This window comes from Cobetia sp. 1CM21F, assembly GCF_023161745.1.
In the GTDB taxonomy this organism is placed as follows: domain Bacteria; phylum Pseudomonadota; class Gammaproteobacteria; order Pseudomonadales; family Halomonadaceae; genus Cobetia; species Cobetia amphilecti.
The window spans coordinates 710,743-736,890 of record NZ_JALNTQ010000001.1; the positions used below are offsets into that span (position 1 = coordinate 710,743).

A 26,148-nucleotide genomic window follows, 5' to 3' on the forward strand; every position below is an offset into this window, starting at 1 on the left:
GGATGGACAGAAGACACACGGCCGACTCGTGCAGCCGGGGCGGCATGATCATGGCACTGAAAGAAAATTTCTTGGCACTTACCACCAGCCACGCGCGACCTCCCAGCTCCAATAATGAGAATCCGGCCAGGGTTGAACATCCGCCGCCCAGATTCTTGGTGCCGCATTGGCATCAGTCGCGGGGGGATCATTCACAGTAGCAACCGCATAGCGATTGACGCTACGCGAGCCATCTTGCCAGAGGATGTTTTCCTCACACTGGGCCACTGTCTGATCGCCCAACGGCAAGGCCTGCACGGCGGGGGCCGCGCATTGCCAGCTTGCCTGGCCCTGCGCATAGCCCTCTATCCCGTCGGCGCGCTGCCAGCGAGAGTGAATCACGTAGCTGGGCGTGGTTTCGCCCCTGTCCAGCGCAGACATCAGCGTGGTCAGCGATACATCCCGTCGCATGTCCAGCAGGTCGGTATCGAAGCCGGCGGTACCGCTCAGCCAGCCGTTCTCCAGACGCACGAAGGCATGATCCGCCGTTTCGAAACGTGCCAGCTCTGTCGTGCTCGAAGGCTGTCTTGCCGTCGATTCAACAGGCGTGGCGGAAGAGGGCAGGGCTGCCATAGGTGTCAGCCCTGCGTGTTCTTGCTGATAGGTCGCGTCCGTTGCGTCCCTGTCTTTGCGGGTCGCTGTCTCCAGAGACGCCAGCACCACCATCCCGGTGTTGCCGTCATAGCTGAAACGCAGCGTGGCATAGGGCAGGGCGCGCGCACGCTCGGCATCGAATTGATCGCTGCCGAGTATTGCGCTGGCTGTCTGCCCCAGCTGCCCCTGCTCAAGTGCGGAGCAGCCCCCAAGCATCAATGCGCCGGACACAAGCAAAGGGGCCGCCAGGCGGCCCCCCATCATGATGGATGTCGGCTTCATGGTGATCAGAAGGTACCTGTGGTGCCGGTGGTGCCAGTCGTGCCGGTAGACCCTGTGGTGCCAGTCGTTCCGGTCGTACCCGTTGTGCCAGTGGTACCGGTGGTGCCTGTCGTGCCCGTTGTACCGTCGCCATCACCCGGCTCGCCGCCTTCATCCGGGTCACTGCCGTCATCAGGGTCGGTGGTGCCGGTAGAGCCTGTGGTACCGGTCGTGCCGGTGGTGCCAGTCGTCCCGGTAGTGCCAGTTGTGCCGTCGCCGTCACCCGGGTCCGTGCCATCGCCCGGATCAGTGCCGCCGTCGCCACCGTCACCCGGATCAGTGCCGCCGTCGCCGCCGTCACCCGGATCAGTGCCACCGTCACCACCATCACCCGGATCAGTGCCACCGTCGCCACCATCACCCGGATCAGTGCCGCCGTCGCCGCCATCACCTGGATCAGTGCCGCCGTCGCCGCCATCACCCGGATCAGTGCCGCCGTCGCCGCCGTCACCCGGATCAGTGCCGCCGTCGCCACCATCACCCGGATCAGTGCCGCCGTCGCCACCATCGCCACCATCGCCACCATCACCCGGATCAGTACCGCCGTCGCCACCGTCACCCGGATCAGTACCACCGTCGCCACCGGTGCTACCGGCACTGCTGCCGTCACCACCGGAGGCGACGGTAGCAGCGACACCGACCGCCGCCGCCAGGCCAGCGGCGACAGCTGCAATGGTGCCAGCGGCCATGCCACCAGCGGCGCCAGCGCCTGCTGCCGCACCGCCAGTACTGCTGCTTCCTGTGCTGGTAGATCCTGTGCTGGAAGGTGCCGAGCCTGTCTGAGCCGGTGCTTCACTTTCGGCACGGGCTATCCCGGCAACCAGAGGAGATAAGGCCAGTCCCGCGATGACCAATGTTGTAGCAGTGCGTTTCATGTGCGTTCCCTTGTCTTCCCGTGTAGGAAATTCTCACGCTCTCTGTGTTGGCACAGGCGCTGATATGACTTGCTGGGCGATTGATTCTTGATGAGAAACAATAGAAGGTGTTGGAGACTTGTCGTGCACAACGTTCTATCGCCTCGTGAGACAGATTTCAATACGCGAATGTTGTGGAAATTAACAGAGTTCAGGTTGTTGGTCGACTGACATCTAACCGTAAACAACCATCGAATATGATGATCGCGGCATCATGCTTGACAAGAAAGGCCTCGGACTCTCGACAATAATCGCAAGAAATGCGAGTCGGTAAAAATTGGCCAATCTCGGAAGAGAGCATACGGGCTTGAATTCTGGGTCGTGAAACTCGTTATCTTTATCGGTAAGCCCATTTCAATACTGATTGATGATGCTTTGATGGGAAGGCTAGTCATTCTGCTATTGGTTAATTGGTACTTTGTGTAAATTTTTTGTTTCTGATTGATGCTGATGCGTATCGCGGCCAGCTGTGGTCGATCTTGGTGTCTCCTTTTGGATACGCAATGATTCATGATCTAATGCCCTGCAATGCGGCTCCTGGTGCCAATTGGTCCACATAATACTAAAAATATCAGTCATTTAGGTGTTATCGTCTCGCTTTCATGCCTTGGTGGGTGGCAGGTGAATATGAATAAAGGGTGGAACGAGAGTCCCAGAATGCAGTATCATGCGTCCCTTATTGAAAAGGCTGTGTTTCTTTTTTGCGACACAGGAAGGATGGGTCACCGGTGGAACGTCATGCCGTGTTGACGATACGCAGGAAGGATCTTGCGCTTGCGGTGCTGGTGTCTCTACCAATGCCCGATAGATTCTCTCCTCAGCAGTGTCGGTAACAGGCTGTCATGGCGTGTCAGCCATTGGATTTGTAGTGACTGGTACCATCCAGGCAGTGCGAGCCGATAGGGTTGTACAAGTCTTATTAGTTCGAAACCTGAATCCTGTACTCATTTGAACAAAAACAAGTCCACATCTGATAGCACTGGCGATCTACAAGACGATTGCTCTGCTAGGGTTTGTTGCGTCTTGAATTTCGGGATTACCTTTCTGGTTGTTAAGTATTAGCTAATTGAATTTTGTGCTCGATACCTGTCCACGAGTTCAGTGCGCCGGATTTTCCTCAAAGGGAATGATCTTGTCTTGAATTCGAGGTGCCACTCGTAGCAAGGCTTTCTTGCGTCAGTGAAGGATTGATGCTAGTCGGGAAACAGATGGGCAAGCACGACACAAGCTGGAAGACATCAAGATCTTCATGTCAGGGCCTCAGGGATGCGCCGTCAACCACCCTGGGGCGGTAGCGTGCCCAAAATCAGGTCGCGCTCACGAAAAGTCGATAGGGTCGGGAAGATACATCGCAGGCCTTGCGCAATGCAGGCCAACATCAGACGGCTCTCTGGCTGTCCTCGAGATTCACCCTGCGCATCCTTTTCTACATTTTGTCTCTTCACCCTGACTCTTCTCCCTGACTGGCATGTCGGGTTTGGGCTGCTGAGCCTATTTTCGGTTGACGACTTTCGATTGACTACGTCGCGGCCTGAGCACGACGCCTTCTCTTCCAGGGCAGCATGAGGCTGCCCATTCCATCTTGCAGTTTTCGGGGGTTTTACATGATCAAGGTCACCATGTTTGGCAAGGGCTGTGCGCTGTCGCCGCGCCCCCGCCTGGCAATGACCACCGCGCTGTTGATTGCCATGCTGTCTACCACGGGCTGTGCTTTCGCCCCCGGTGGCGATATGGACTATCAGACAGAAACGGCCCCGCTGGATGATGCGCTTGAGGTCAAGCCGATCACCTTCGGCATGGTAGATGCCCTGAATGACAGTCGTGGCCAGGGCCAGCGTGACAATCAGCTGCTTGAGCAGCAGCTGGCCGATTACGATTACCGCATCGGCCGCGGAGATGTGCTCAACATCATCGTCTACGATCACCCCGAACTGACCATCCCTGCTGGCTCTGAACGCAGCGCCATCGAATCCGGCAACAGCGTGCACAGCGATGGCACCATCTTTTATCCCTACATCGGGCGCGTCAAAGCAGCGGGGCTGACGGTCAAGGAACTGCGCGCCGTGATCGAGCGTCGCCTGTCTGGCTATATCGCCTCACCGCAGATCGATGTGCAGGTGGCGGCATTCAAGTCCCAGAAGGTCTATGTCACCGGCCAGGTGCAAACGCCGGGAATTCTGCCGATCACCAATGTGCCGCTGACCATCCTGGATGCCGTCAATCAGGCGGGCGGCCTGTCACCGCTGGCCAACTGGCACGATGTGGTGCTGACGCGTGATGACAGTGATGAACACTTCTCGCTCTACGACTTGCTGCAGAACGGCGCACTGAGCAACAACCGCCTGCTGCGCGACGGTGATGTGCTGCACATCCCGGATGTGGGCAATCAGAAAGTGTATGTGATGGGTGAGGTGCAACTGCCGGGCAGCCTGGCGATGGGCAATTCACGTATTTCGCTGACGGATGCCATCGCCCAATCCGGTGGTATCAATGAAGGCCAGGCCGATGCCAAGGGCATCTTCGTCGTGCGGCGTGCTGATACCAGCACCGGCAAGCTGGCGACTGTCTATCAGCTAGATGCCCGCGATTCGGCAGCCTTCGTGATCGGTGCCGAATTCATGCTCCAGCCTTCTGATGTGGTCTATGTCACGGCCGCACCGCTCAGTCGTTGGAACCGTGTCGTCAATCAACTGCTGCCGACCCTGACCGCCGTTTATCAGGTATCGCGTTCTGTTAGTGATTTCGATGATCTGCGTAGCGATGATTGATCCGCACCAGCACCTAATTCCCCTCTTTATTACCATCTACCAATGGTTCTCACGAGAGCCGCAGCATTCGAAGGGTGTTTCATGAATCAGACCCCGCAACATACGGCCACTGGGGCGATGCCAACCGCTGCCACTCGCGACAACGATGACGATACCATTGATCTGGGGCGCTTGTTTGGCATCCTGGTTGATCATAAGCATTGGATCATCGCGATCACTGGCCTATTTGCCGTCATCGGAGTGGTCTACGCACTGTTAGCGACGCCCATCTACAAGGTGGATGCTCTGATACAGATTGATGATGCGCCTTCGACCAACCCGCTGGCAGACGTCAACTCCCTGCTAGGCAAGGAGCCGCCGTCTCAATCCGAGATCGAGATCATTCGCTCTCGAATGGTACTGGGCCGCGCGGTCGACCTGCTCAATCTGGATATCACCATCACCCCTAAGCGCCTACCTATGCTGGGTGACTTTCTCGTACGGCGTGGGGTAGAACGCCCGGACTTTGCACAAGGCTGGGCAAGTACCTGGGCAGGGGAGAGCATTACTGTCAGCGAGATGCCAGTCGCTGATGCCATGCTCGGCAGTACTGTCACTCTGCGCGTGCTGGATGAAACACATTACGAGCTCTTCCTTGAGGGAGAGTCGCTGGGTAAGGGAAGCATCAACAAGCTGGAAAGCTTTGCCGACGGCCAGCTCAACCTGCGTGTGACCTCCTTGAATGCTGCGCAAGGTGCGGAATTCGAACTGACCCATATCAGCCGTATGCAGGCGATTGAAGATCTGCGTAACTCCTTCTCCGTTGCGGAGCAGGGCAAGGAAACCGGCATTCTTTCCTGGTCGATGACGGGGGAGCAGCCGCAAGCATTGCAGCGTACTTTGAATACCATCGCGGATATCTATTATTCACAGAATGTGCAGCGTCAAAGTGAAGAAGCACGTAATAGTCTCGAGTTTCTCGATAATCAGGTGCCCAAGGTGCGGGCACAGCTGGATGCAGCGGAGTCGCGCCTGAATGAATTCAGGACTTCGCGTGACAGTGTGGATCTATCACTGGAGACCCAGTCGGTGCTGGAGCGGATAGTGAACCTAGAAGCACAGGTCAATCAGCTGGAGTTGACCGAGGCCGAAATTGCCAAGCGTTACACGCCTAGCCACCCGACTTACAAAGCACTGCTTGAGAAGAAGGCACAGCTCAAGCGTGAGATGGACAAGCTGAATGCCCAGGTGAAAAATCTGCCTGAAACCCAGCAGGAAGTGCTGCGCCTCACGCGCAGTGTGGAAGTGACCCAAGCCATCTATGTGCAGCTTTTGAATAAAGTTCAGGAGATGGAGATTGCCCAGGCCAGTACAGTCGGCAATGTACGTATCCTGGATGATGCCGGTATCTTGCCGCTACCCGTCAAGCCCAAGAAAGCCATGATCGTGGTTATCGCGACACTGTTGGGTGGTATGCTCTCCGTGGGTATCATTCTGTTGCGTGCAGCCTTCCGCCGTGGCGTGGAGTCGCCAGACCAGCTGGAAGCGTTGGGTCTGCCGATGTATGCCACCATTCCGCTTTCGGATGAGCAGGGCAAGCTGAGTCGCAAGGTAAAACGGAAGTCGGATAAACACTCACGTGAAATTCCCAATGGCTTGCTTGCCGCGCGCAATCCGGCTGACCTGGCTATCGAGGCGTTACGCGGCCTGCGTACCAGCCTTCATTTCGCGATGATGGAAGCCTCAACCAATACGTTGATGATTACCGGCCCCAGCCCTGGCATCGGCAAGAGTTTTGTTTCTGCCAATCTGGCTGCCGTGTGTGCCCAGTCTGGGCAGCGTGTATTGGTAGTCGATGCTGATATGCGCAAGGGTCATATGCATTCCATCTTCGATGAGCGCTCCGAGTGTGGTTTGAGCGATTATCTGGCAGGTAAGAAGTCGTTGGAAGATATCATCCGCCCGGTTTCCGCACTTGAGACACTCTCTTACGTGGCGCGTGGAATTGCACCGCCCAATCCCTCTGAGTTGTTGATGAGTGCACGTTTCCAAGGCTTCCTGACTGCGGTCAGCGAGCGATTTGATCTGGTTATCATTGATTCCCCGCCTATCCTTGCTGTCACCGATGCTGCCGTCATCGGTAAGCATGTAGGAACAACATTGCTGGTGACACGCTTTGAGGTGAATGCGCCAAAAGAAGTGGAAGTCTCACTCAAGCGCCTGGCAGCCTCAGGTGTTGCAGTGAAGGGCGGCATACTCAATGCGATGGAACGTAAGGCCGCAGGCGCTTACGGCGAAAATTATGGCTATTACAATTACAGCTATAAATAAACGCGCTTGATCAGACTATCAACGGTCATGAACACTAATGGAACCCGTGATGAATAAAGTGAGCTCTACCATGGAGCATCAACGCCGTTATTCACGCCACTATGAACGCTTGCTAGCCAGCAAGCGTCTGCAGACATTTTTCGGCGTCTTGCTGGTCGTGGTGCTGCCGGCCATGTACCGTTGGGGATTTGATTTCTGGAATACCTCCACACTGGCACAGTGGAATGCGATTCTGGGCACCGCCGCAGCCTTTACCTTGTCTTTAACCCTGATCAACCGCCTGTGCCAGTTGCCGGGGACACGCTCTTTTACCTATGTCATCCCTACAGTGGCGGCTTCCTATACCTTGCTGATCATCATCTGCGGTGCATTGGAAATTGAAGTGTCTCGCCTCCAGGTGGGTATCTCATTTGTTCTGGCGATCATCTTTGGCGGGGCTTTCTATTATGTCGATAGCAAGTTGACCACCAAACGTATGGCAGTGGTACCTTTCGGCAAGGCGCCTGCATTATGCGACGAGCGTAGCAAGTCTGTGTATTGGTACCATTTAGAGGCTCCGACGCTTGCGGGTATGAAGCGAATAGATGCAGTTGTTGCAGATTTGCGAGCGGATCTCCCGGAAGAATGGCAGCGTTTTCTTGCTGACTGCACGATTCACCGTATTCCGGTCTACCACGCCACCCAAGCACACGAAATGATTACCGGCAAGGTCCTGCTGGATCACCTTTATGCCAATGAGTTTGGCTCACTGACTCCGCGTGAAGATTATGAAGTCATCAAGCGTGGTGTGGATATTCTTGCTGCCTTGATTATGATTCCGTTGCTTGCTCCCGTCATGCTATTGACGGCACTTGCCATTCGTCTGGATAGCCCTGGTAAGGCATTGTTCTGCCAGTCTCGTATGGGCTTTCACTGTCGTCCATTTACGGTCTATAAATTCCGTAGCATGTATATTGAAATGAAAGGAACTGGTTTTACCCAAGAGGGCAATGATCCTCGTATCACACGCGTCGGACATTTTATTCGTAAGTTCCGCCTGGATGAGCTCCCACAATTGTTCAATGTTTTGAAGGGTGATATGAGCTTTATTGGACCTAGGCCAGAATCTTTAAGTTTAACTACATGGTATGAAAAGGATGTACCATTTTTTCATTACAGGCACGTTGTACGACCAGGTATAACTGGCTGGGCTCAAGTTGAACAGGGATATGCAGCTGAAGTGGAAGGAATGGTGGAAAAGCTTGAGTATGATTTTTATTACATAAAGAATTTTTCCTTATGGCTGGATTTATTGATAATATTTAGAACTGTTAAAGTCGTAGTTACTGGCGCAGGAAGCAGATAGATTTTCAAGAGATAACGAACTAAAGGATTTGTTGATATAACATGAGCTAGTATATCCTACATTAATTTTTAGAAGTTGACTGCTATAAAAGTATTGCTTTTTCTAAACCAATATAATCTATATTATAAATTTGAACGGTGTTATAACTGGTTTTAAGTTAAAGCTCTAGTATAAATCAAGATTTATAAAAGTTTTTATTTGTAAGTTTAATTCTGCTGTAGTGAGGGTATGCACATTAATTTATGAAAATTTACAATGTCATGAAAACCGATTTAGCATTGTCGCTTAGCCGTACTTTTATTGCGCGAGCTATTGCGGCTTTAGGTGGTTTGATGCTTATTATAGTTTTGAGCCGTATATTTGGCCCAAGTGGCATTGGTATATTTGCAATTTTACAGAGTATCTATTTTGGATCTGCATTATTAGCTCGTTTTGGTATGGACAATGCGTTAATGCGATATGTAGGCCAGAATCATAAATCTACATCAGTAGTGTGGTACCTAAAATGGAGTCTTATAACAGCAGTAGTATTGAGCGTATTAATTTCACTACTTGTATTTATTTTGAGACACACTTTATCAGATTTATTCAAATCTGAAGCATTGATAGAGCTGATTCCTGGTATTGCGGTTACTATACCTGCTTTTACGGTTTCATTTATTTTTTCAGGTTTTATGAAAGGCGTTCGCAAACCTGCATCTGCAACTCTACTTGAAAATGGAACTGTACCACTTATAGCTAGCTTATTAGTATTGTTAATAAATTCGTTATTAGTTATCGAGCTCCAAGCTATAGGTTGGATTATGGCTGTTGCTTCTTGGACAGTAGTATCGATAGGTACATGGCAAGTTTTTAAGTGGTTTAGTCAAAATAAGCTAGAAGAAGATAAAGATAAACCTAATTATAAAATGTTTATTGACACCTCTAGCGCTTTCTTTGTTATGAGTTTAGCGCAATTTATGCAGGTCGTTATTAGTGTTTTTATTGCGGGGATGTTTTTGAACAGTTATGATTTGGGAGTATTTAAAGCCGCTGAACGGTTGGCAATGTTAATTAGTTTTATACTTATGGTAATTAATGCGGTTTTCCCTCCCAGATTTGCTACCTATTATCGTGATGGAGACTTAATAGGCCTAACAGTATTAGCTCGAAAAAGTGGTTTAATAGGTGTGGTATTAGCCTTACCCATGCTTTTACTTTGTTGGATTAAACCACAATTTGTTCTTGGGTTACTTGGCCCCGAATTTATTGAGGGCGAAAGCTTATTACGTATTATAGCAACTGCACAGTTTATTAATGTTGCTACTGGCTCGGTTGGTTTTTTACTCAACATGACAGGGCATGAAAAGTTAATGCGAAATATAGCATTGATATGCAACATAATGGGATTGTTCTGCATGTGTATTCTTATACCTACATTTGGTAGTCTTGGTGCAGCTATCGCATTAGCATTAACCCTTATATTACAAAACCTCGTGGCCCTATACTATGTTTGGATAAAGCTTGGTATTTGTATGATTCCATCTTATACAAATAGAAAATAACAATAACATCCAAAAATTACTTAATAGAGAATGTTAGATACCTAATAGGCGTTTGGATATAGCCTAAGTATGTTTTGCTACATTATACCAAAAGTAAATTATGGAGTGATTTATAATGCCTATTTATATTAAAGATGGAAAAAGTATTCACTTCGTACACATCCCTAAGAGTGCCGGTACTAGTATCCAACAGCTATTTGTTGATAATAATTACAGTGTATATTTATTTAATAAGAAAAATATGTTTGATTTTCCATGTTGTCCGCAGCATTTCCATAATGAACTCAATGATTATTTAAATATATTAGATTGTTATTATTCTTTTACTATTGTGAGAGACCCACTATCTAGAATATTAAGTGAGTACAGGTTTAGAGGAATGCCAGAGAAAAATATTAGTTTTGATGTTTTTGTACGTGCAGCTTTTATGCTTTATAAATTAAACAAATATTGTTTTGATAACCATATACGGCCTCAGCACGAATTCATCTCAGATGGTATAAAAGTATATAAGTATGAAGATGGTGTCAACAGTATTCTATTATCTCTAGAAGCTAAAGGCATAGTAAAAATTCCAGAAATAATACCTCATAAATATAAGAGCAAAAGCGAACAACTATGTTTAACTAGTGATACGTTAAAAAGAGTCTATGACTTTTATGATAAAGATTATAACCTGTTTAATTATGATAAAAATACGAAGTCAGCATTTGTTGATATTGATGATCCCTATTATAGCTTTACAGGCCTTAAAGCAGTATTGCTATGTGCTAAGATACACTTTATGACTACTGTTAAGTCTATTATTAAAAAATATTCATTTTTACGAAAGTGAACAATAAACTAACATAAAGCTCATCTAAGAAGAATATAGAAACTCTCTTAAATTTGACTGTAGATATCTGTATTTTTATATTATAATTAAAAGTCGATGTGTAAAAGTATTTTAATAGTTTTTAGTATGCGATATTATTTTATATATTATTTAGTATTCGAGTTTCAAAGAGAGGCTATCGTTTGATTTTCCCTCATGAACTAACTTATTAATTCGTTCAGTACAGCCTCAGGGATATTAGGCTGTAACTGTAAATATCGATGGCGGAGCAAATTCACGCCTATATCATCCTAGTCCGTTAACTTCAGATTCATAATCTGTGAGTGATGCTTACTTCCAAATATAAAGTAGTCCTCATCGCAGTCCGTTATCGACTTCGGCTAAGCCTGAAATTCTCTTCGCTCGTGAATACTTGAACCCAAGATGTTATGGTTCGCATTTCAGTGCAAGCTTAAACGGTGTGAGGTGCTTACACCTTGTCAAACTATCGCAGCGAGATGCCCAAGGAGGGGGGGGTGGGGCAAACACAAGCTCTTGAGATTATTAGCGGTGTTTAAAAAGCAAGAGTCCTTCAAATATTTGACGAAGATCTAAAAAGCCTACTCTACCTCGGGAGTAATTGTGCTACTCACAAGATATATCTGGAGTATAGAAAAATCAATCTGTAGAGGACAGCAAAGCTTTCGTTAATAGAAGGAAAGAAGCCTCCGTTTAGTAATTGAAGTAAGCACATTTTCAATAAAATTCACTTATCATTCGCTTCACCCTGGTGAAAAAGCAGGTGCCTACTAGATACCATCTTATCGATCCTCAGTCTGAAAGGCATGATATCGAGCTTTTATTGATAAAACTATACAGACTTCAGTTAAACAGAATGGTGGCCGCTCAGTATTTATATTAACAAACTTCTAAATAAATTCCGCTATGAATTAAATTAGGTCTTTGAGCAGATGTTAGAGCGTTATTGATGGCGCTATTACAATCATATATCTTTGTAAGTATTACACCGCACGGCATTACTCTCAGTAGAAAAGTGTGGCAACTCGAACAATCGGAGTTATTCAATCAGCCTGTATTTAATAAGACGAGGTCTGACTATTAATGGTGGCTTTTATTTTCTTCCTATTATCGTCGGATAAGTTATATCTATGATACTTAGCAAATATGGTTAGGTGGTTTTATATGATTAAAAGAGAATATTTAATATCGTGCTTTTTTTTAATATACTTATTTTGTGTTTGTACGCAGTTAGATATATATAATGGTGATATAGCAGTCAATTCTCTTAAGTCTAAACAAGCTATATTAGGGGTTATATTATCTATAGGTGCAGTTTTCGCGTGTAAAAATTTAAAAAAGTTAAAATTTGATAAAAGCTCGTTCTTTATTTTTTTTGCATTTAATTTATATTTCCTGCTCCATTTATTCGTATTCGAGCAAAATTTAACAGTTTTAAAAAATATAATAATAACAGACTTAATGATTTTATCAGCTTTAATGTTCTACACTGTATTAAAGAATGATATTTTCATATTTAAAAAAGTATTGCATGTATTCTTAATTTTCAATGCACTTATGCTGCTGTTACAATTCTGCTTATACTACGTTTTCAAAGTTTATATAGATGTGCATAGCTTCTTTTTCCCCTTTTCACGTTCTCTTGACGAAACGCTTTCATGGGGGATTTTTAGACCTAGGGGAATGCAGCTCGAGCCTGGAGTTTATTCTATAGTTATGATTACTGGTGTAATTATATCTTATGCTTTAAGTAATAAAGTGAAAATATTACATGTGTTTCTTCTCGGGACTGTTTTCCTTACCACATCTATAAGTGGTATTTTAACTGCTACTTTGTTGATAATATATTTATCCTTCAATACGAACAATTACAGAAGCGTAATTAGTGTCTTATTGTTTTTATCTTTTACCATAGCTTTGTTGTTAAATCTAGGTTTATATGAATATTTAGATACACGTTATTTTAGTCGAGTTGTTTTTGATGAAGACTCTAGTGACGGGTCAAAATTGCAAGCACTTACGTTTCTAGTTAACGCAGACTTTCCAAGAATTTTCTGGGGGAGTGGTTACAGTGTAAATGACACTGATGTAGATGTGTATATACGCTCCTTAGGACCTCTCTTTTCTTCTATATTTTTTGCAGGAATATTTGGGGCTATTTTCTATTTGTATTTACTTTCAAAGATCAAAAGGAAGTTAGTATTTTTATTGTTAATTCTATCGGTATTAAAAGTTGGCTTAGATTTTCCTTTATACTGGATGGCAATTTTTTTATTACAAACAAGACGTCACAACAATAATCATAAAAAAGAATATAGAGTCTGATAAAATGCTAAATAAGAAGTTACCTAAATATATCACTTGTGATAACTATATACACGATTAGTAAATTAAATAATTCTATAGAGTAATTTATCCTGATTTTTACCTCATAGAGTTGGCTTAGCATATAAGTTAATATTAAATTGCATCTTTATATACTTAAAAGTTACATGAGTATAAGAGTGATTTATAGAAAGATTGTTATTTTTAAAATATAATTCAGATTATCTCACATTACCATCAGTTAGAGGCTGATTATGAAAAACATTTTATTTTATATACCGTCATTCGCCGGAGGCGGCGCAGAAAGAGTTGCTAGTGTTATGCTTAATCATTGGCATAATGTAGAAAGGTATAATATAAAAGTTGTTAACACTGTCGATGAAAGTAAAGATTTATTTAAAATTGACCCAGGAATAGCAAGATATAATTTAAGTTTTAACTATAATGTTAACGGTTTTAAAAAGATATTAGAGAAGTGTAAGCGCTTTTATAAATTAAGGTCTAGCATTAAAAATAATGAATCCGAAATAGTTATTACATTTCTCACATATCCCTCCATACTTTTACTGATATCCTCGATTGGGCTGAATAAAAAAGTCATCTGCTGTGAACATAATAACTATTATGCTGTAGATAAAAAGTTAATAAGAGTTCTACGGAATATACTTTTTTATTTTTTTGCTCACAAGATTACGGTATTGACACACGAAGATATATATAATTATCCCAAGTTATTACAAGGAAAAATTATAGTCCTGCCTAATCCTTTAGGTATTGATGGGCGTGTGCACACTCTCGAAAAACATGATGATAAACTAGTAAGATTGTTATTTGTTGGTAGATTAACACGTCAAAAAGGGATAGACAGATTATGTCGAATAATACAATCGTTGGATAGCCATAACTGGATATTAAATGTGTGCGGTGACGGTGAGTTAAGACCGGAGTTGGAGTCTTTTATAAAAAATAATAATTTCCAGAGCAAAATATTTTTAAGAGGTAATGTTGAAAATATAGCTGATTTTTATAAATCATCAGACTTGTTAGTAATGACCTCATATTGGGAAGGATTACCAATGGTGCTTGCAGAAGCAATGTCTTTTGGAGTACCTGCAATTGGGTTCGATTGTCCAACTGGACCAAAGAAATTTATAACCAGTTATAAAACTGGATATCTTGTAGATAATGGTAATGAAAGCCACTTTGCTACTAAGTTAGACGAGTTTATTAGTAACAAAAAAGTATTAAAGTCTTACTACACAGAATGCTTATTAGTTAGTTCTTTTTATTCTATAGATAATATTCAAAAAGTTTGGCTAAAAATTTTATGCGAATAGTTAAAACATAAAAGTTATATATATACTTGTGTTATTATGTTTAGATGTTTATGTAGTAATTGTCTACATATCTGCATTATAAGTTATCAACCTGTAACTACATGGTATATAATTATATGAGAGCTATTCTCGGCCCTAATATTTCAGACGATTCTTCACAGAACGGCGGTGCAGTTCTGCTTTTCAATAACTTTCTATATGAGTTAGATAAAGAGAATGTTAAATACTTATATTTCGATACGAATAAGAAAAATTACCGTAACCTTTTATTTTTTATTTTTTCATTCATATGCTATTTAATTAATTCATCTATACGCCGTCCTGTATCCTATGAGTTACATTCTTCTAATGATTATCTCTTTATTATACCAATCATCACTATTATATCTAGATTAAATAAAAGCACGTTAGTTTTGCGAAAATTTGGGGCTGAATTTGAAAATACATTATTAGGGTATAACGGATGGCTGAAGAAAGTTATGTCCAGACTTTCTTTGAAGTGCGTCAATATTATTTTCGTAGAAACTAAATTTTTAAAGCGATTTTTAGATGACTTGCATGATAACGTTAATATTTTTCCGAATGTAAGGGTCCGTTATAAAAATGCCGCACTAAAAAAAGTATACGACGGAAAGTTAATATTTATAGGTAGAATAGAAAAAGAAAAAGGCGTCCATGATATTATTGCTATAGCAAAAGATCCTGCATTAAATGTACATATAGATTTTTACGGCCCGGTTCATGATAATAAGCTATTAGAACTAATAAAGCTACACCCTAAATCACTTACTTATAAAGGCATTATCGATAAAGCTGAAATTTATAAAACTATAGCTAGTTATTCTGCTCTTGTTCTACCATCATATAAAGAAGGATATCCAGGGGTCATTATTGAATCATTTATGTGTTATAGGCCAGTTATTAGTACAGAGGTAGGGGGGATACCAGAAATAGTCCAGGAGGGAGTAGGTGGTGTACTTTTCCCACCTGGAGACTTACAAGGTTTTAGAGCCGCTATTACCAAGTTGGAGTTGCATTATGAAGCCTTAGCTGAGAGCACACCAAATTTATCGAAAAAATATGATTCATCGTTACATACGAAAAATTATTTAAATATTACTAGTTGCGATAATTCTATAACTTAACTTCTTGTAAATACTTTTTCTGAACAAATAAATACTAACCTTCACTTGGTAATATGTACCTTTTGGTTATTATTTAAACGGCTATAAGTTTATAATGCCACATAGCTGCCAATACTAATAGATATATTAAAGGAACTCTCATGAAGCCAATCAATATACTAAGCGTATTTGGGACTCGTCCTGAAGCTATTAAGTTAGCGCCCCTAGCTATAGCTTTAAATTCTGACAAACGCTTTAAGCACTCTATATGCGTTACAGGTCAGCATAGGGAGATGTTAGATCAAGTTCTAGAACTATTTAGCTTAGTTCCTGACTATGATTTGGCTATTATGAAGCCAGGGCAAGATCTTACTGATGTGACTGCTACTATTCTTCAAAAAATGCGCAATGTTCTCCAGTCAAAAAGACCTGATATTATAATAGTGCATGGAGATACAGCCACTACTTTTGCAGCATCTTTAGCAGCTTACTACGAACAGATTCCAGTCGCGCATGTTGAAGCAGGACTACGTACGGGGAATATCTTTTCACCTTGGCCAGAAGAAGCTAATCGCAAGCTAACAGCTGCCTTAGCTACAATACATTTTGCCCCCACAGAGCAATCGCGCGATAATTTATTAGCAGAAGGTGTTCTCTCAACATCGATAAGCGTTACAGGAAATACTGTAGTTGATGCCCTGTTTGCGGTTATTGAAAAACTCGATACTAATCCAGAATTAGCCCAATATGAAAGATTACCTCTTGACCTAGCAACGTTAAATTCAAATAAAACTATCTTGGTTACGGGGCATAGAAGGGAAAGTTTTGGGGGTGGTTTTGAACGAATTTGCCAAGCCCTACGTGAAATAGCGATTAGCAACCCGAGTGTTAATATAATCTATCCAGTACATCTCAACCCGAATGTACAAGAGCCTGTTAATCGTCTATTATCAGATATATCTAATGTTTATTTAATTGAACCACTGACATATTTACCCTTTGTCGGATTAATGAACCTATCCGACATTATCTTGACGGACTCTGGAGGTATTCAAGAGGAAGCACCTTCCTTAGGTAAACCTGTCTTAGTGATGAGAAATACCACTGAGCGTCCTGAGGCTGTAGAGGCAGGGACTGTAAAGCTCGTTGGCACTGAAGTAGAAGTAATTACTCAAGAATTGGATCGCCTTTTAAATGATCCTTCTGCATACGATCTGATGAGCCGGGCTCATAACCCCTATGGTGATGGTAAATCTTGCAAGCGCATTTTAGATATTCTCGCCGCTCATTTCTCCTAAACACACGAATACAAGTGAATTAATTTATGAATTTTAATACAGTATCTGTAATTGGGCTTGGATATATAGGCTTGCCTACTGCGGCTGTAATTGCGTCTCGTCGTAAGCAAGTTATAGGTGTGGATATCAGTCAAAAGGCTGTTGATACTATCAACCGTGGCGAGATCCATATTGTTGAGCCCGAGTTAGATATGCTTGTGCATTCAGCTGTCAATGAAGGTTATTTACGCGCGACTACCAAAGCAGAGCCAGCAGATGCCTTTCTTGTCGCAGTGCCAACTCCATTCAAGCGTGAGGAAGGTAAGACACATGTACCCGATCTTACCTACATCAAAGCTGCAAGTTTATCTATAGCACCTGTTCTGAAAAGTGGTGATCTGGTCATTCTTGAATCAACTTCACCTGTTGGTGCGACAGAACAGATGGAAGCTTGGCTTGCAGAAGCACGTCCAGATCTTTCTTTCCCTAGTCAAGTAGGTGAGGAATCGGACATCCGTGTGGCTCATTGTCCTGAACGTGTATTGCCTGGGCATGTAGTAAGAGAACTTGTTGAAAATGATCGAGTCATTGGTGGCATAACTCAGCGATGCTCAGAGGCGGCATGCTCCTTATATGAAATATTTGTAAAGGGTGAGAGCATCATTACAACTGCTCGGACCGCAGAGATGGCAAAATTAACCGAGAATAGTTTTAGAGATGTCAATATTGCTTTTGCTAATGAGCTATCAATTATTTGTGATAAGCTCAAAATAAATGTATGGGAACTGATTCGCTTAGCTAACCGTCATCCACGCGTAAATATATTGCAGCCGGGTCCGGGTGTAGGTGGACATTGTATTGCAGTTGATCCTTGGTTTATCGTTAGCCAGACTCCTGAGCAGGCTCAATTAATTCGTACTGCCCGCGAGGTAAATGATAGTAAGCCGCAGTGGGTCATCGACCAAGTTAATCAAGCAATAGGCATGTTTCTTGGGCATCACTCCCATTATACAGCTAGGGATGTTACTGTCGCATGCTTAGGTTTGGCCTTTAAGCCTGATATTGACGATTTACGTGAGAGTCCAGCTCTTGCTATTACGCAAACGTTACATAAACAACTTTCCAGCAACTTACTGGTTGTGGAACCGAATATATCGACGTTGCCTACGAGCTTGGAGGGGGCCACACTCTCTGGGATAGAGGAAGCACTCGAAAAAGCAGATATCATTGTACTATTAGTTGATCATAAAGCATTTAAAAAAATAGAATTTGATCGCTTTTCTAATCGATATCTCGTTGATACCCGTGGGGTATGGACTAGCTAAATCAGCAAATTATAGCATTTTACCAAACAGCCTTCTTGACTAAGACTATTTGTCTTTTAGGTTTTAATGATTAGCAGCTTTACGTTGATTGCTTCCTACTTTATGAGCTCCACCAATGACGTCTAATCGAGCTACTCGCTTATTGCATACAATCCGTTTCCTTAAGCCTTCACAAATTGGCTGGCGTCTCTACTATCTTGCTTTGCGCAGTAGGGTGCGTCGGAAAGCTATGTCTGCACTGCCGCCAGTACTCGTTCGTCCTTGGCAAGATATATGGATGGCTCCTGTATGGATGCCATCCTGTTGGGTTGGCAATAATGAATTCAAGTTCCTCGGGGAGCGTGGTTTTTTGACCACAAGTAAGGACTGGCATTGTTCAGAAAAATCCAAACTTTGGTTGTACAACCTCCATTACTTTGACGACCTTACGGCTCAAGAGGCTGAGACACGCTTTGCAATGCATTGCGACTTAGTATCAAGTTGGATCAACTCTAATCCAGTTCTAACAGGTAATGGTTGGGAACCCTATACTTTATCACTACGTATAGTAAATTTAGTTAAATGGTTCAAGGGGCCAGTATGGGAAAATAGAGAGTGTATTCCAGAAGCGTGGCGTAATAGCATAGCACGGCAAGCTCAAGCACTTTCTGCACAGCGCGAGTATCATATTCTTGCTAATCACCTGTTCGTTAATGGTAAAGCACTTATCTTTGCAGGGGCTTTTCTGCAAGGAGATTTAGCTGACCGTTTTCTGCAGGAAGGCTTGACTATTCTCGATGCGGAAATCCCAGAACAGTTTTTATATGATGGCGGTCATTTTGAGCGATCACCGATGTACCACGCTATACTTTTATGGGATTTGGCTGATTTAATTAGACTTGCTGAGTGTAGTGATTTACCATCGTTAAAAAAACGCGTGACCTTATGGCGTGATTATTTAGCTAGGGGCCTGAACTGGCTTGAAATAATGTGTCATCCAGATGGAGATATTAGTTTTTTCAATGATGCAGCCTTCGACATTGGCCCAAAGCTTACAGACTTGAAGCATTATGCAGTAAAATTACAAATATCGGACTTGAAAGAATCTTGTCTGAAGACATCGGGTATAGCCAAGGACTATCCTCTAGTCGTTCAGCATGCAGTCCCTAGCGGCTATATAGCTGTTACTTGGGATAACGAATGTAAAGCTCTTCTTGACCTTGCTCCAATAGGACCTGATTATCAGCCTGGTCATGCACATGCAGATACATTGAGTTTCGAGTTAAGTCTTTATGGTAAGCGTATATTCGTTAATTCTGGAACATCACAATACGGCGAAGATAGTGAGCGTCATCGCCAACGATCAACATTAGCCCATAACACCGTTGCTGTAGATGGTGAAAACTCCTCAGAAGTATGGTCGGGTTTCAGGGTAGCGCGGCGTGCATATCCTGGTGAAGTTCAGATTGATCACGAAGAGAATTCGCTGATTATATGTGGTAGTCATAATGGTTATCAACGGCTCAAGGGAAATGTCTTACACTACCGGAAATGGATTTTTGAGACAAATAAATTAATAGTCGAAGATCGCTTAAATGGTCTTTATAAGCAAGCAGTAGCACGGTATTTTTGTCATCCAGATGTGTCTTTAACCATGTCTAATCCACATCGTGGTTTTTTGACTACCCATGAGGGTAAAGAAATATTATTATTCATTGAAGGAGGTGAGGCCAACGTAGAGTTAAGTACTTGGCATCCACGTTTTGGCGATACTCAGAGCAATCAATGCTTGGTAGTAAACATGACTTCTTCTTGCTGCAGGGTTAGTCTCTCTTGGGACTGAAGCGCTTCTCTTTATTCAATTAATTTATCAACTAGAGCTTTTGCCATGCGGATTCTTTTTCTCTCTGATAATTTCCCTCCTGAGACTAATGCTCCGGCCACACGACTTTATGATCATGCTATTCGTTGGGTGCGTGCAGGACATGAAGTCACAGTGGTTACTTGTGCTCCTAACTTTCCGGAGGGCCGCGTTTTTAATGGATATAAAAATCGATGGTACTCAGTGGAAGAAATGGAAGGAATTCGTGTCGTACGTGTAAAAAGCTATATTACCCCCAATGAGGGTTTTATTAAGCGTACCTTAGATTATATTTCCTTTATGTGTAGTGGTTTTGTTGGTGGCCTATTCCAAAAAAAACCTGATATAATCGTAGCTAGTTCTCCCCAATTTTTCGCAGCCGTAGGCGGTTGGGCACTATCTGTTGTACGTCGCAAACCCTTTATATTTGAGTTGCGTGACTTATGGCCAGCTTCTATTGTAGCTGTGGGGGCTATGACAGATAGCCGTATGATACGTATACTCGAAAAAATAGAGCTGTTCCTCTATCGCCGTGCTCGGCGCATAGTAGCGGTAACTCATGCCTTTAAGAAAGATTTAATCCAACGTGGTATTGAAGGAGGTAAAATTGATGTAGTACTTAACGGTGTTGATCTCTGTCGATACTCCCCTATTACTGCGGATTGTAACCTTCAGCATCAATATGCTCTTAAAGATAAGTTTGTTATTGGTTACTTGGGTACACATGGTATGGCCCATGCGCTCGACAAGGTCTTGGACACAGCTATTTATCTTCGTCATAGAGAAGATATAGTATTTGTCTTCGTCGGTGCTGGAGCTGCTAAATCTGAGATTGAATCGAGAGCTAAAGATCATAATTTGCAGAATGTTCGTTTCATACCACGTCAAACCAAGGATGCAATGCCTGCATATTGGTCGTTATGTGATTTAGCCTTGATTCCACTGAGAGACACTCCTGTATTCGAGAGCGTTATTCCGTCTAAAATGTTTGAATGTATGGCTATGGGGATACCAGTTCTGATGTCACTTCCGGAGGGAGAAGCTACAGGAATTCTTCGTGAGTCAGGTGCCGGCATTTGTGTTCCTCCGGAAGATCCAGTTACCATGGCTAAGGCTATAGAGCAACTAAAAACTGATACTGAGCAGCGTGTTGCTATTCGCGAACGCGCTTTGAAAGCTGCTCAGATATACTCTCGAGACCGTCAAGCTGAAAAGATGCTAAATGCTTTTTCAAAAGCTAAATCATAGAATGATTTACATCTTTGCTTATTTTATCACGTCTTAGTTGCTAGTTGTTATCTGTATTTGGCTTACATTTGCCTGTGATGCGTATTGTTTTTTTTGATAAAAAACATTATAATCATTTTATACCTCTATTACTTCTTCTGTCTAGATTATAACCTAGTGATTGTAGATAATTATAACCTATGTTTTGTCTCGGTATCATGTGTGATGCTTTCATATAATTTTATTGAGGAGTTATAGAGAATGAAAATCGCCATCGCAGGCACCGGCTATGTCGGTCTTTCCAACGCCATGCTGCTCGCACAGCATCATGAAGTGATCGCACTGGATATCGTGTCAGGGAAGGTGGAAGGGCTGAACCGTGGTGTCGCACCGATTGAAGACGCCGAGATTGACGAGTTTCTGGCGCGTGGGGACCTGAATTTCCGCGCTACCCTCGACAAGGAAGAGGCCTATCGTGGTGCTGATTTCGTGATCATCGCGACGCCGACCGATTACGATGCCTCTACCAATTACTTCAATACTTCCAGTGTTGAAGCGGTGATTCAGGATGTCCGCGACATCAATCCTGACGCGGTCATGGTGATCAAGTCCACTGTGCCGGTGGGCTATACGGCAGAGGCGCGTGAGCGTTTCAATACCGAGAATCTGATCTTCTCGCCGGAGTTTCTGCGCGAAGGCAAGGCCCTGTACGACAACCTGCATCCGTCTCGTATCATCGTCGGTGAGCGCTCCGAGCGTGCCGAGGTATTCGCTGGTCTGCTCAAGGAAGGCGCGATCAAGCAGGACATTGATGTGCTCTTCACTGACAGCACCGAGGCGGAAGCCATCAAGCTGTTTGCCAATACCTACCTGGCGATGCGCGTGGCCTACTTCAATGAGCTGGATACCTATGCCGAATCGCGTGGCCTGGATGCCAGGCAGATCATCGAAGGTGTGGGACTGGACCCGCGCATCGGACAGCACTACCACAACCCGTCATTCGGGTATGGGGGCTACTGTCTGCCGAAGGATACCAAGCAGCTGTTGGCCAATTATCAGGAAGTGCCCAACAACATGATCCAGGCCATCGTCGATGCCAACACCACGCGCAAGGATTTCATTGCGGAATCCGTGCTCAAGCGCAATCCACAGGTGGTGGGGGTGTATCGGCTGGTGATGAAGTCCGGCTCTGACAACTTCCGCGCCAGTGCCATGCAGGGCGTGATGAAGCGCCTCAAGGCCAAGGGTATTGAAGTTATCGTTTACGAGCCGGTGCTGGAAGAAGACACCTTCTTCGGTTCACGCGTCATGCGTGATCTCGAGGCATTCAAGCAGGAAGCGGACGTCATTCTGAGCAATCGCATGGCGGAAGAGCTCGCTGATGTGGTCGACAAGATCTACACCCGCGATCTGTTCGGCAACGATTGATACTGTGTTCTGGCTTGTCATCAAAACGCTGTATCACAAGGATGCAGCGTTTTCGTATAGGCGCACGCTACATTAGATGGAGTGGGTGATGGCTTCCACGCGGGGCGTTTGAAGCCAAGGAGGAGGGCAATGGTAAATCCTTTACCGATCGCTTTACCATGGATGGTAAGCTTGAGCCCAGTGGGTATCACATTATCAATCATGAATGTTAGAGCCCTAGTGTTTATGCTCGACTGATCAAGCTAGGTAGCCCCCCCATACGTACGGGATGATGGAGCGCTTCTATGGGCATATCAGCAATGTGTTGGCAGCTCGGCGTCATGACTTAAGCTAGGGTTGAGAACAGAAACTCGAGCGTTATTGCTGGCTATACACCCATCATATCCCTCAGAAAGCACTACATCACAAGGCTCCTATTGCAGCAATAAAGCAGTGGTAGGGCGAACGACCGGGGCTGTTTACTCAGGCTATAATCAATCAGGCCGAACCCGACAGTTGCAAAACCTGATTGTGTGCTTATGTTTGTGGTGTCTTAATTATTCTATAATAGTGTATAAAATAGTTTGTGGTGTTTTGCGAGATTAAACTAATTCCATGCGGGGAGGTTATTATATTTTTAGTATGTTCTTTGTTTTAGTGAACTAGGCGCAGATGAATAAGCACATAAATTAATAATGAGTAGTTTGAGAATTCCAAGGGAACGCTAGTAGATGGAAATCGCGCAGCACATGGATGCTTTTGTCACCCTGGTGGTGACGGTAGGAGTGTTGGTAGGGCTTGTCTGGAATCGTTGGCCGGCGGAGTGGCTGATGATGGCTGCTGCCGTGTCGTTGATACTGCTGGGCGTCATTTCTCCGGCGACCTTCCTGGCCGGATTCGCCAATCCGGGCATCATGACCATCGGCGCGCTTTTCGTGGTCGCCGCCGGCGTTCAGGAAACCGGCGCGCTGCGCTGGATGCTCGAACGTCTGCTCGGGCGCCCCAGCTCGCCTTCTTCAGCATTGGCACGCCTGATGCCGATCACCTCGCTGCTCAGCGCCTTCTTGAACAACACCCCCGTCGTCGCACTCTTCATTGGCCTGGTTCAGGGCTGGTGCGCGCGCATGAAGATCTCGCCTTCGCGTCTGCTGATGCCCATGAGCTATGCCGCCATTCTCGGCGGTACCTGCACCCTGATCGGCACCAGTACCAATCTGGTCGTCGACGGCCTGCTGCAGTCCCAGGCCAATCTGCCCGGGCTCGGCATCTTTGATATCTCTGCGCTGGGCGTGCCTGTGCTGATCATCGGCACCCTGTGGATGGTGCTGATCGGCTGGCGTTTCCTGCCCCAGCGCAAGGGGCTGGTCGAACAGCTCGGCAATGGTCGCGAGTATTCGGTGGCCATGCGAGTGGCCGACAAGGGGCCCCTGCACGACAAGAGCATCGAAGAGGCGGGGCTGCGCAGTCTTCAATTCGGCTATCTGGCCGAGATAGAACGTTCCGGCAAGCTGCTGTCCATGGTCGGCCCAGACACCATTCTCCAGTCCGGTGATCGTCTCATCTTCGTCGGTGTCGCGGACACCGCGCATGAAGTGCGTGTTTTCCGCGGGCTGGAAAGCGATGCCGCAGGCCTGGACCTGGATCACCACCAGCGCCGTATGGTCGAGGCCGTCATCGCCCCAAGCTCCCCCGTCGTCGGCATGAACGTGCGCGAAGCGCGCTTTCGTACTCGCTATCAATCCGTGATTCTCGCCGTGTCACGCGATGGTGAGCGCATCAACAGCAAGGTCGGTGACATCGTGTTGCGCCCCGGTGACACCCTGTTGCTGGAAGCCGCTGCCGATTTCACGCGCCTGCATCGCTATAACCGCGAATTCCTGCTGGTCAGTACGCTGGATGGCAATGGCATGCCCAATCTGACCAAGGCGCCCATCGCGCTCGCCATCATGAGTTTGATGATCATCACGCACCTGGCGGGCATGGCCGAGCTGGTCGAGGCGGCGGTGGCGGCCGCCATTCTGATGGTCTTCACCGGTTGCCTCCCGGCCTCGCAAGCGCGCGCCAGCATTGATGGCAGCGTACTGGTCGTCATTGCCGCTGCCCTGGGGCTGGGACAGGCGATGACCGACAGTGGTGCGGCCCAGATGGTGGCGGACCAGCTCATGCAGCTGGGCGGGGGGTCGCCGCTTCTGATGCTGGCACTCGTCTATCTCACCACGACGCTATTTACCGAGATCATCACCAACAACGCCGCCGCCGTGTTGATGTTTCCGATCGCCATGGCAGTCAGCGAGCAGCTGGGGGTCTCATTGATGCCCTATGCGATTGCCATCATGTTCGCGGCCTCGGCCAGTTTTCTCACCCCGCTGGGTTATCAGACCAACCTGATGGTGATGGGCCCGGGGGGCTACAAGGTGTCCGATTACATGAAGGTCGGTTTGCCGATGAGCCTCATCGTCGGCGTCACCTCGGTCACTCTGATTCCGCTGATCTGGCCATTTACGAGCTGATCTGGCCCTTCTCGGGCTGATCTGGCCATTCGCGGGCTGAGTCATTGACGGGTAGAACCAGGCTCTGCTTCGTCTGGCAGCCGCTGGCGAGCGTTACCCTTTACATCGTCAGCCTGGCTGGCGAATTCACACTGACAGGAAGACACATGACGGATACGACAGTGAGCACGACCGACAGCACGACACGCGCCATGTTGAATGCGTTGGAGGCCATTGCTCGCAAGGCGGGCGCTGCCATCATGGAGATCTACGAGAGCGGTGACTTCACGGTCGACATGAAGTCGGATGATTCCCCGCTGACCACGGCAGACCGCGCAGCACATGCCGTCATCGTCGACGGTCTGAAGGCCATGGACGCCGAATTCGGCGCCACACCGATCCTGTCCGAGGAAGACGCTGACATCAGCTGGGATGTGCGCAGTGACTGGACGCGTTACTGGCTGGTCGACCCGCTGGATGGCACCAAGGAATTCATCAAGCGCAATGGCGAATTCACCGTCAACATCGCGCTGATCGAGCAGGGCGTGCCGACCATGGGCGTCGTCTACGCGCCGGCCATCGAGACGCTCTACGTCGGTGCCCAGCAGGGGGAAGGCCAGGCCGCCATCGCCGAGAAACAGGTTGGCGAGGGTGAGCGTCAGGCCATCGCCGTCAGTGATGTGCCGGGCTCCACCGACAGCTGGCGCATCGTCGGTAGCCGCTCTCACCAGACCGAAGAATTCAAGGCGTTCGTCGCCGACTTCGCTGCCTGCGATATCGTCGCCATGGGCAGCTCACTGAAGCTGTGCCTGGTGGCGGAAGGGGCGGCAGATCTCTACCCGCGCCTCGGCCCGACCTGTGAATGGGATACCGGTGCCGCGCATGCGGTGGTCGAAGCCGCGGGTGGCCAGGTGCTGAATGCCGAGACCCGTCAGGCGCTGCGCTACAACCAGCATGACAGCGTGCTCAACCCCTATTTCATCGTCTGTGCCAAGCCGGCCGCTCCCTGGGCATGAACCAGGCGCAAGGCAGGGGGTAGGCAAGCGTCACGGGACTGACGCCATGAAGATGTCAGTCTCGTGTCGGAGCAAAGATGTTCTCTTCTCAGT

General features: G+C 46.1%; 17 protein-coding genes. 15 read left to right on the top strand and 2 right to left on the bottom strand.

The genetic code is table 11. From position 1 onward, the window contains the following. Positions 1 to 78: 78 nt before the first annotated feature. Positions 79 to 915, bottom strand: a complete 837-nt coding sequence (locus MSG32_RS03000; RefSeq protein WP_248377509.1) for a hypothetical protein — start codon at positions 913 to 915, stop codon at positions 79 to 81. A 5-nt stretch (positions 916 to 920) separates the two neighbouring features. Further along, complete coding sequence (locus tag MSG32_RS03005) at positions 921 to 1,829, bottom strand: hypothetical protein (RefSeq protein ID WP_248377510.1); 909 nt, start codon at positions 1,827 to 1,829, stop codon at positions 921 to 923. A gap of 1,643 nt (positions 1,830 to 3,472) precedes the next feature. Between MSG32_RS03005 and MSG32_RS03010 the strand changes: the two genes are divergently transcribed. From MSG32_RS03010 to cysQ, 15 genes are all read left to right on the top strand, one after another. Then, positions 3,473 to 4,636 (top strand): polysaccharide export protein, encoded by a 1,164-nt coding sequence (locus MSG32_RS03010; protein WP_248377511.1) that lies wholly within the window; start codon positions 3,473 to 3,475, stop codon positions 4,634 to 4,636. An 81-nt stretch (positions 4,637 to 4,717) separates the two neighbouring features. Then, positions 4,718 to 6,946, top strand: a complete 2,229-nt coding sequence (locus MSG32_RS03015; protein WP_248377518.1) for a polysaccharide biosynthesis tyrosine autokinase — start codon at positions 4,718 to 4,720, stop codon at positions 6,944 to 6,946. Positions 6,947 to 6,995: 49 nt separating this feature from the next. Next, entirely contained in the window at positions 6,996 to 8,291 is a 1,296-nt protein-coding gene (locus MSG32_RS03020) for a sugar transferase (protein WP_248377520.1), read from the top strand. A gap of 260 nt (positions 8,292 to 8,551) precedes the next feature. After that, positions 8,552 to 9,835 (top strand): oligosaccharide flippase family protein, encoded by a 1,284-nt coding sequence (locus MSG32_RS03025; protein WP_248377522.1) that lies wholly within the window; start codon positions 8,552 to 8,554, stop codon positions 9,833 to 9,835. 115 nt (positions 9,836 to 9,950) lie between these two features. After that, a complete protein-coding gene (locus MSG32_RS03030; RefSeq protein WP_248377524.1) occupies positions 9,951 to 10,670 on the top strand; it encodes a sulfotransferase family 2 domain-containing protein in 720 nt (239 codons plus the stop codon). A gap of 1,182 nt (positions 10,671 to 11,852) precedes the next feature. Further along, complete coding sequence (locus MSG32_RS03035) at positions 11,853 to 13,013, top strand: hypothetical protein (protein WP_248377526.1); 1,161 nt, start codon at positions 11,853 to 11,855, stop codon at positions 13,011 to 13,013. Positions 13,014 to 13,267: 254 nt separating this feature from the next. After that, the gene (locus tag MSG32_RS03040) at positions 13,268 to 14,350 is read left to right on the top strand and encodes a glycosyltransferase family 4 protein (RefSeq protein ID WP_248377528.1); all 1,083 of its coding nucleotides are present in this window, start codon (positions 13,268 to 13,270) and stop codon (positions 14,348 to 14,350) included. A gap of 116 nt (positions 14,351 to 14,466) precedes the next feature. Beyond that, the gene (locus tag MSG32_RS03045; RefSeq protein ID WP_248377530.1) at positions 14,467 to 15,495 is read left to right on the top strand and encodes a glycosyltransferase family 4 protein; all 1,029 of its coding nucleotides are present in this window, start codon (positions 14,467 to 14,469) and stop codon (positions 15,493 to 15,495) included. Between the two features lie 149 nt (positions 15,496 to 15,644). Next, positions 15,645 to 16,772 carry a UDP-N-acetylglucosamine 2-epimerase (non-hydrolyzing) gene (gene wecB / locus MSG32_RS03050; RefSeq protein ID WP_348983960.1) on the top strand — a complete coding sequence of 376 codons (1,128 nt, stop codon included), beginning with the start codon at positions 15,645 to 15,647 and terminating at the stop codon, positions 16,770 to 16,772. 26 nt (positions 16,773 to 16,798) lie between these two features. Beyond that, positions 16,799 to 18,076 (top strand): UDP-N-acetyl-D-mannosamine dehydrogenase, encoded by a 1,278-nt coding sequence (gene wecC / locus MSG32_RS03055; protein ID WP_248377533.1) that lies wholly within the window; start codon positions 16,799 to 16,801, stop codon positions 18,074 to 18,076. A 229-nt stretch (positions 18,077 to 18,305) separates the two neighbouring features. Then, on the top strand, positions 18,306 to 19,898 hold the full coding sequence (locus MSG32_RS03060; protein WP_248377534.1) for a heparinase II/III family protein: 1,593 nt from the start codon (positions 18,306 to 18,308) through the stop codon (positions 19,896 to 19,898). Positions 19,899 to 19,943: 45 nt separating this feature from the next. Continuing rightward, positions 19,944 to 21,164 carry a glycosyltransferase family 4 protein gene (locus MSG32_RS03065; protein WP_248377535.1) on the top strand — a complete coding sequence of 407 codons (1,221 nt, stop codon included), beginning with the start codon at positions 19,944 to 19,946 and terminating at the stop codon, positions 21,162 to 21,164. 240 nt (positions 21,165 to 21,404) lie between these two features. Further along, positions 21,405 to 22,571 carry a nucleotide sugar dehydrogenase gene (locus MSG32_RS03070; RefSeq protein WP_248377537.1) on the top strand — a complete coding sequence of 389 codons (1,167 nt, stop codon included), beginning with the start codon at positions 21,405 to 21,407 and terminating at the stop codon, positions 22,569 to 22,571. Between the two features lie 728 nt (positions 22,572 to 23,299). Further along, entirely contained in the window at positions 23,300 to 25,060 is a 1,761-nt protein-coding gene (locus MSG32_RS03075) for an SLC13 family permease (RefSeq protein ID WP_248377539.1), read from the top strand. Positions 25,061 to 25,206: 146 nt separating this feature from the next. Further along, positions 25,207 to 26,055, top strand: coding sequence for a 3'(2'),5'-bisphosphate nucleotidase CysQ (cysQ, locus tag MSG32_RS03080; protein WP_248377541.1), 849 nt, complete (start codon positions 25,207 to 25,209; stop codon positions 26,053 to 26,055). Positions 26,056 to 26,148: the final 93 nt, after the last annotated feature.

What these genes read in the sequence shown, in the direction of transcription:
- MSG32_RS03000 (WP_248377509.1), bottom strand. Translation starts at nt 915, where the DNA reads ATGAAGCCGACATCCATCATGATGGGGGGCCGCCTGGCGGCCCCTTTG.
- MSG32_RS03005 (WP_248377510.1), bottom strand. Translation starts at nt 1,829, where the DNA reads ATGAAACGCACTGCTACAACATTGGTCATCGCGGGACTGGCCTTATCT.
- MSG32_RS03010 (WP_248377511.1), top strand. Translation starts at nt 3,473, where the DNA reads ATGATCAAGGTCACCATGTTTGGCAAGGGCTGTGCGCTGTCGCCGCGC.
- MSG32_RS03015 (WP_248377518.1), top strand. Translation starts at nt 4,718, where the DNA reads ATGAATCAGACCCCGCAACATACGGCCACTGGGGCGATGCCAACCGCT.
- MSG32_RS03020 (WP_248377520.1), top strand. Translation starts at nt 6,996, where the DNA reads ATGAATAAAGTGAGCTCTACCATGGAGCATCAACGCCGTTATTCACGC.
- MSG32_RS03025 (WP_248377522.1), top strand. Translation starts at nt 8,552, where the DNA reads ATGAAAACCGATTTAGCATTGTCGCTTAGCCGTACTTTTATTGCGCGA.
- MSG32_RS03030 (WP_248377524.1), top strand. Translation starts at nt 9,951, where the DNA reads ATGCCTATTTATATTAAAGATGGAAAAAGTATTCACTTCGTACACATC.
- MSG32_RS03035 (WP_248377526.1), top strand. Translation starts at nt 11,853, where the DNA reads ATGATTAAAAGAGAATATTTAATATCGTGCTTTTTTTTAATATACTTA.
- MSG32_RS03040 (WP_248377528.1), top strand. Translation starts at nt 13,268, where the DNA reads ATGAAAAACATTTTATTTTATATACCGTCATTCGCCGGAGGCGGCGCA.
- MSG32_RS03045 (WP_248377530.1), top strand. Translation starts at nt 14,467, where the DNA reads ATGAGAGCTATTCTCGGCCCTAATATTTCAGACGATTCTTCACAGAAC.
- wecC (WP_248377533.1), top strand. Translation starts at nt 16,799, where the DNA reads ATGAATTTTAATACAGTATCTGTAATTGGGCTTGGATATATAGGCTTG.
- MSG32_RS03060 (WP_248377534.1), top strand. Translation starts at nt 18,306, where the DNA reads ATGTCTGCACTGCCGCCAGTACTCGTTCGTCCTTGGCAAGATATATGG.
- MSG32_RS03065 (WP_248377535.1), top strand. Translation starts at nt 19,944, where the DNA reads ATGCGGATTCTTTTTCTCTCTGATAATTTCCCTCCTGAGACTAATGCT.
- MSG32_RS03070 (WP_248377537.1), top strand. Translation starts at nt 21,405, where the DNA reads ATGAAAATCGCCATCGCAGGCACCGGCTATGTCGGTCTTTCCAACGCC.
- MSG32_RS03075 (WP_248377539.1), top strand. Translation starts at nt 23,300, where the DNA reads ATGGATGCTTTTGTCACCCTGGTGGTGACGGTAGGAGTGTTGGTAGGG.
- cysQ (WP_248377541.1), top strand. Translation starts at nt 25,207, where the DNA reads ATGACGGATACGACAGTGAGCACGACCGACAGCACGACACGCGCCATG.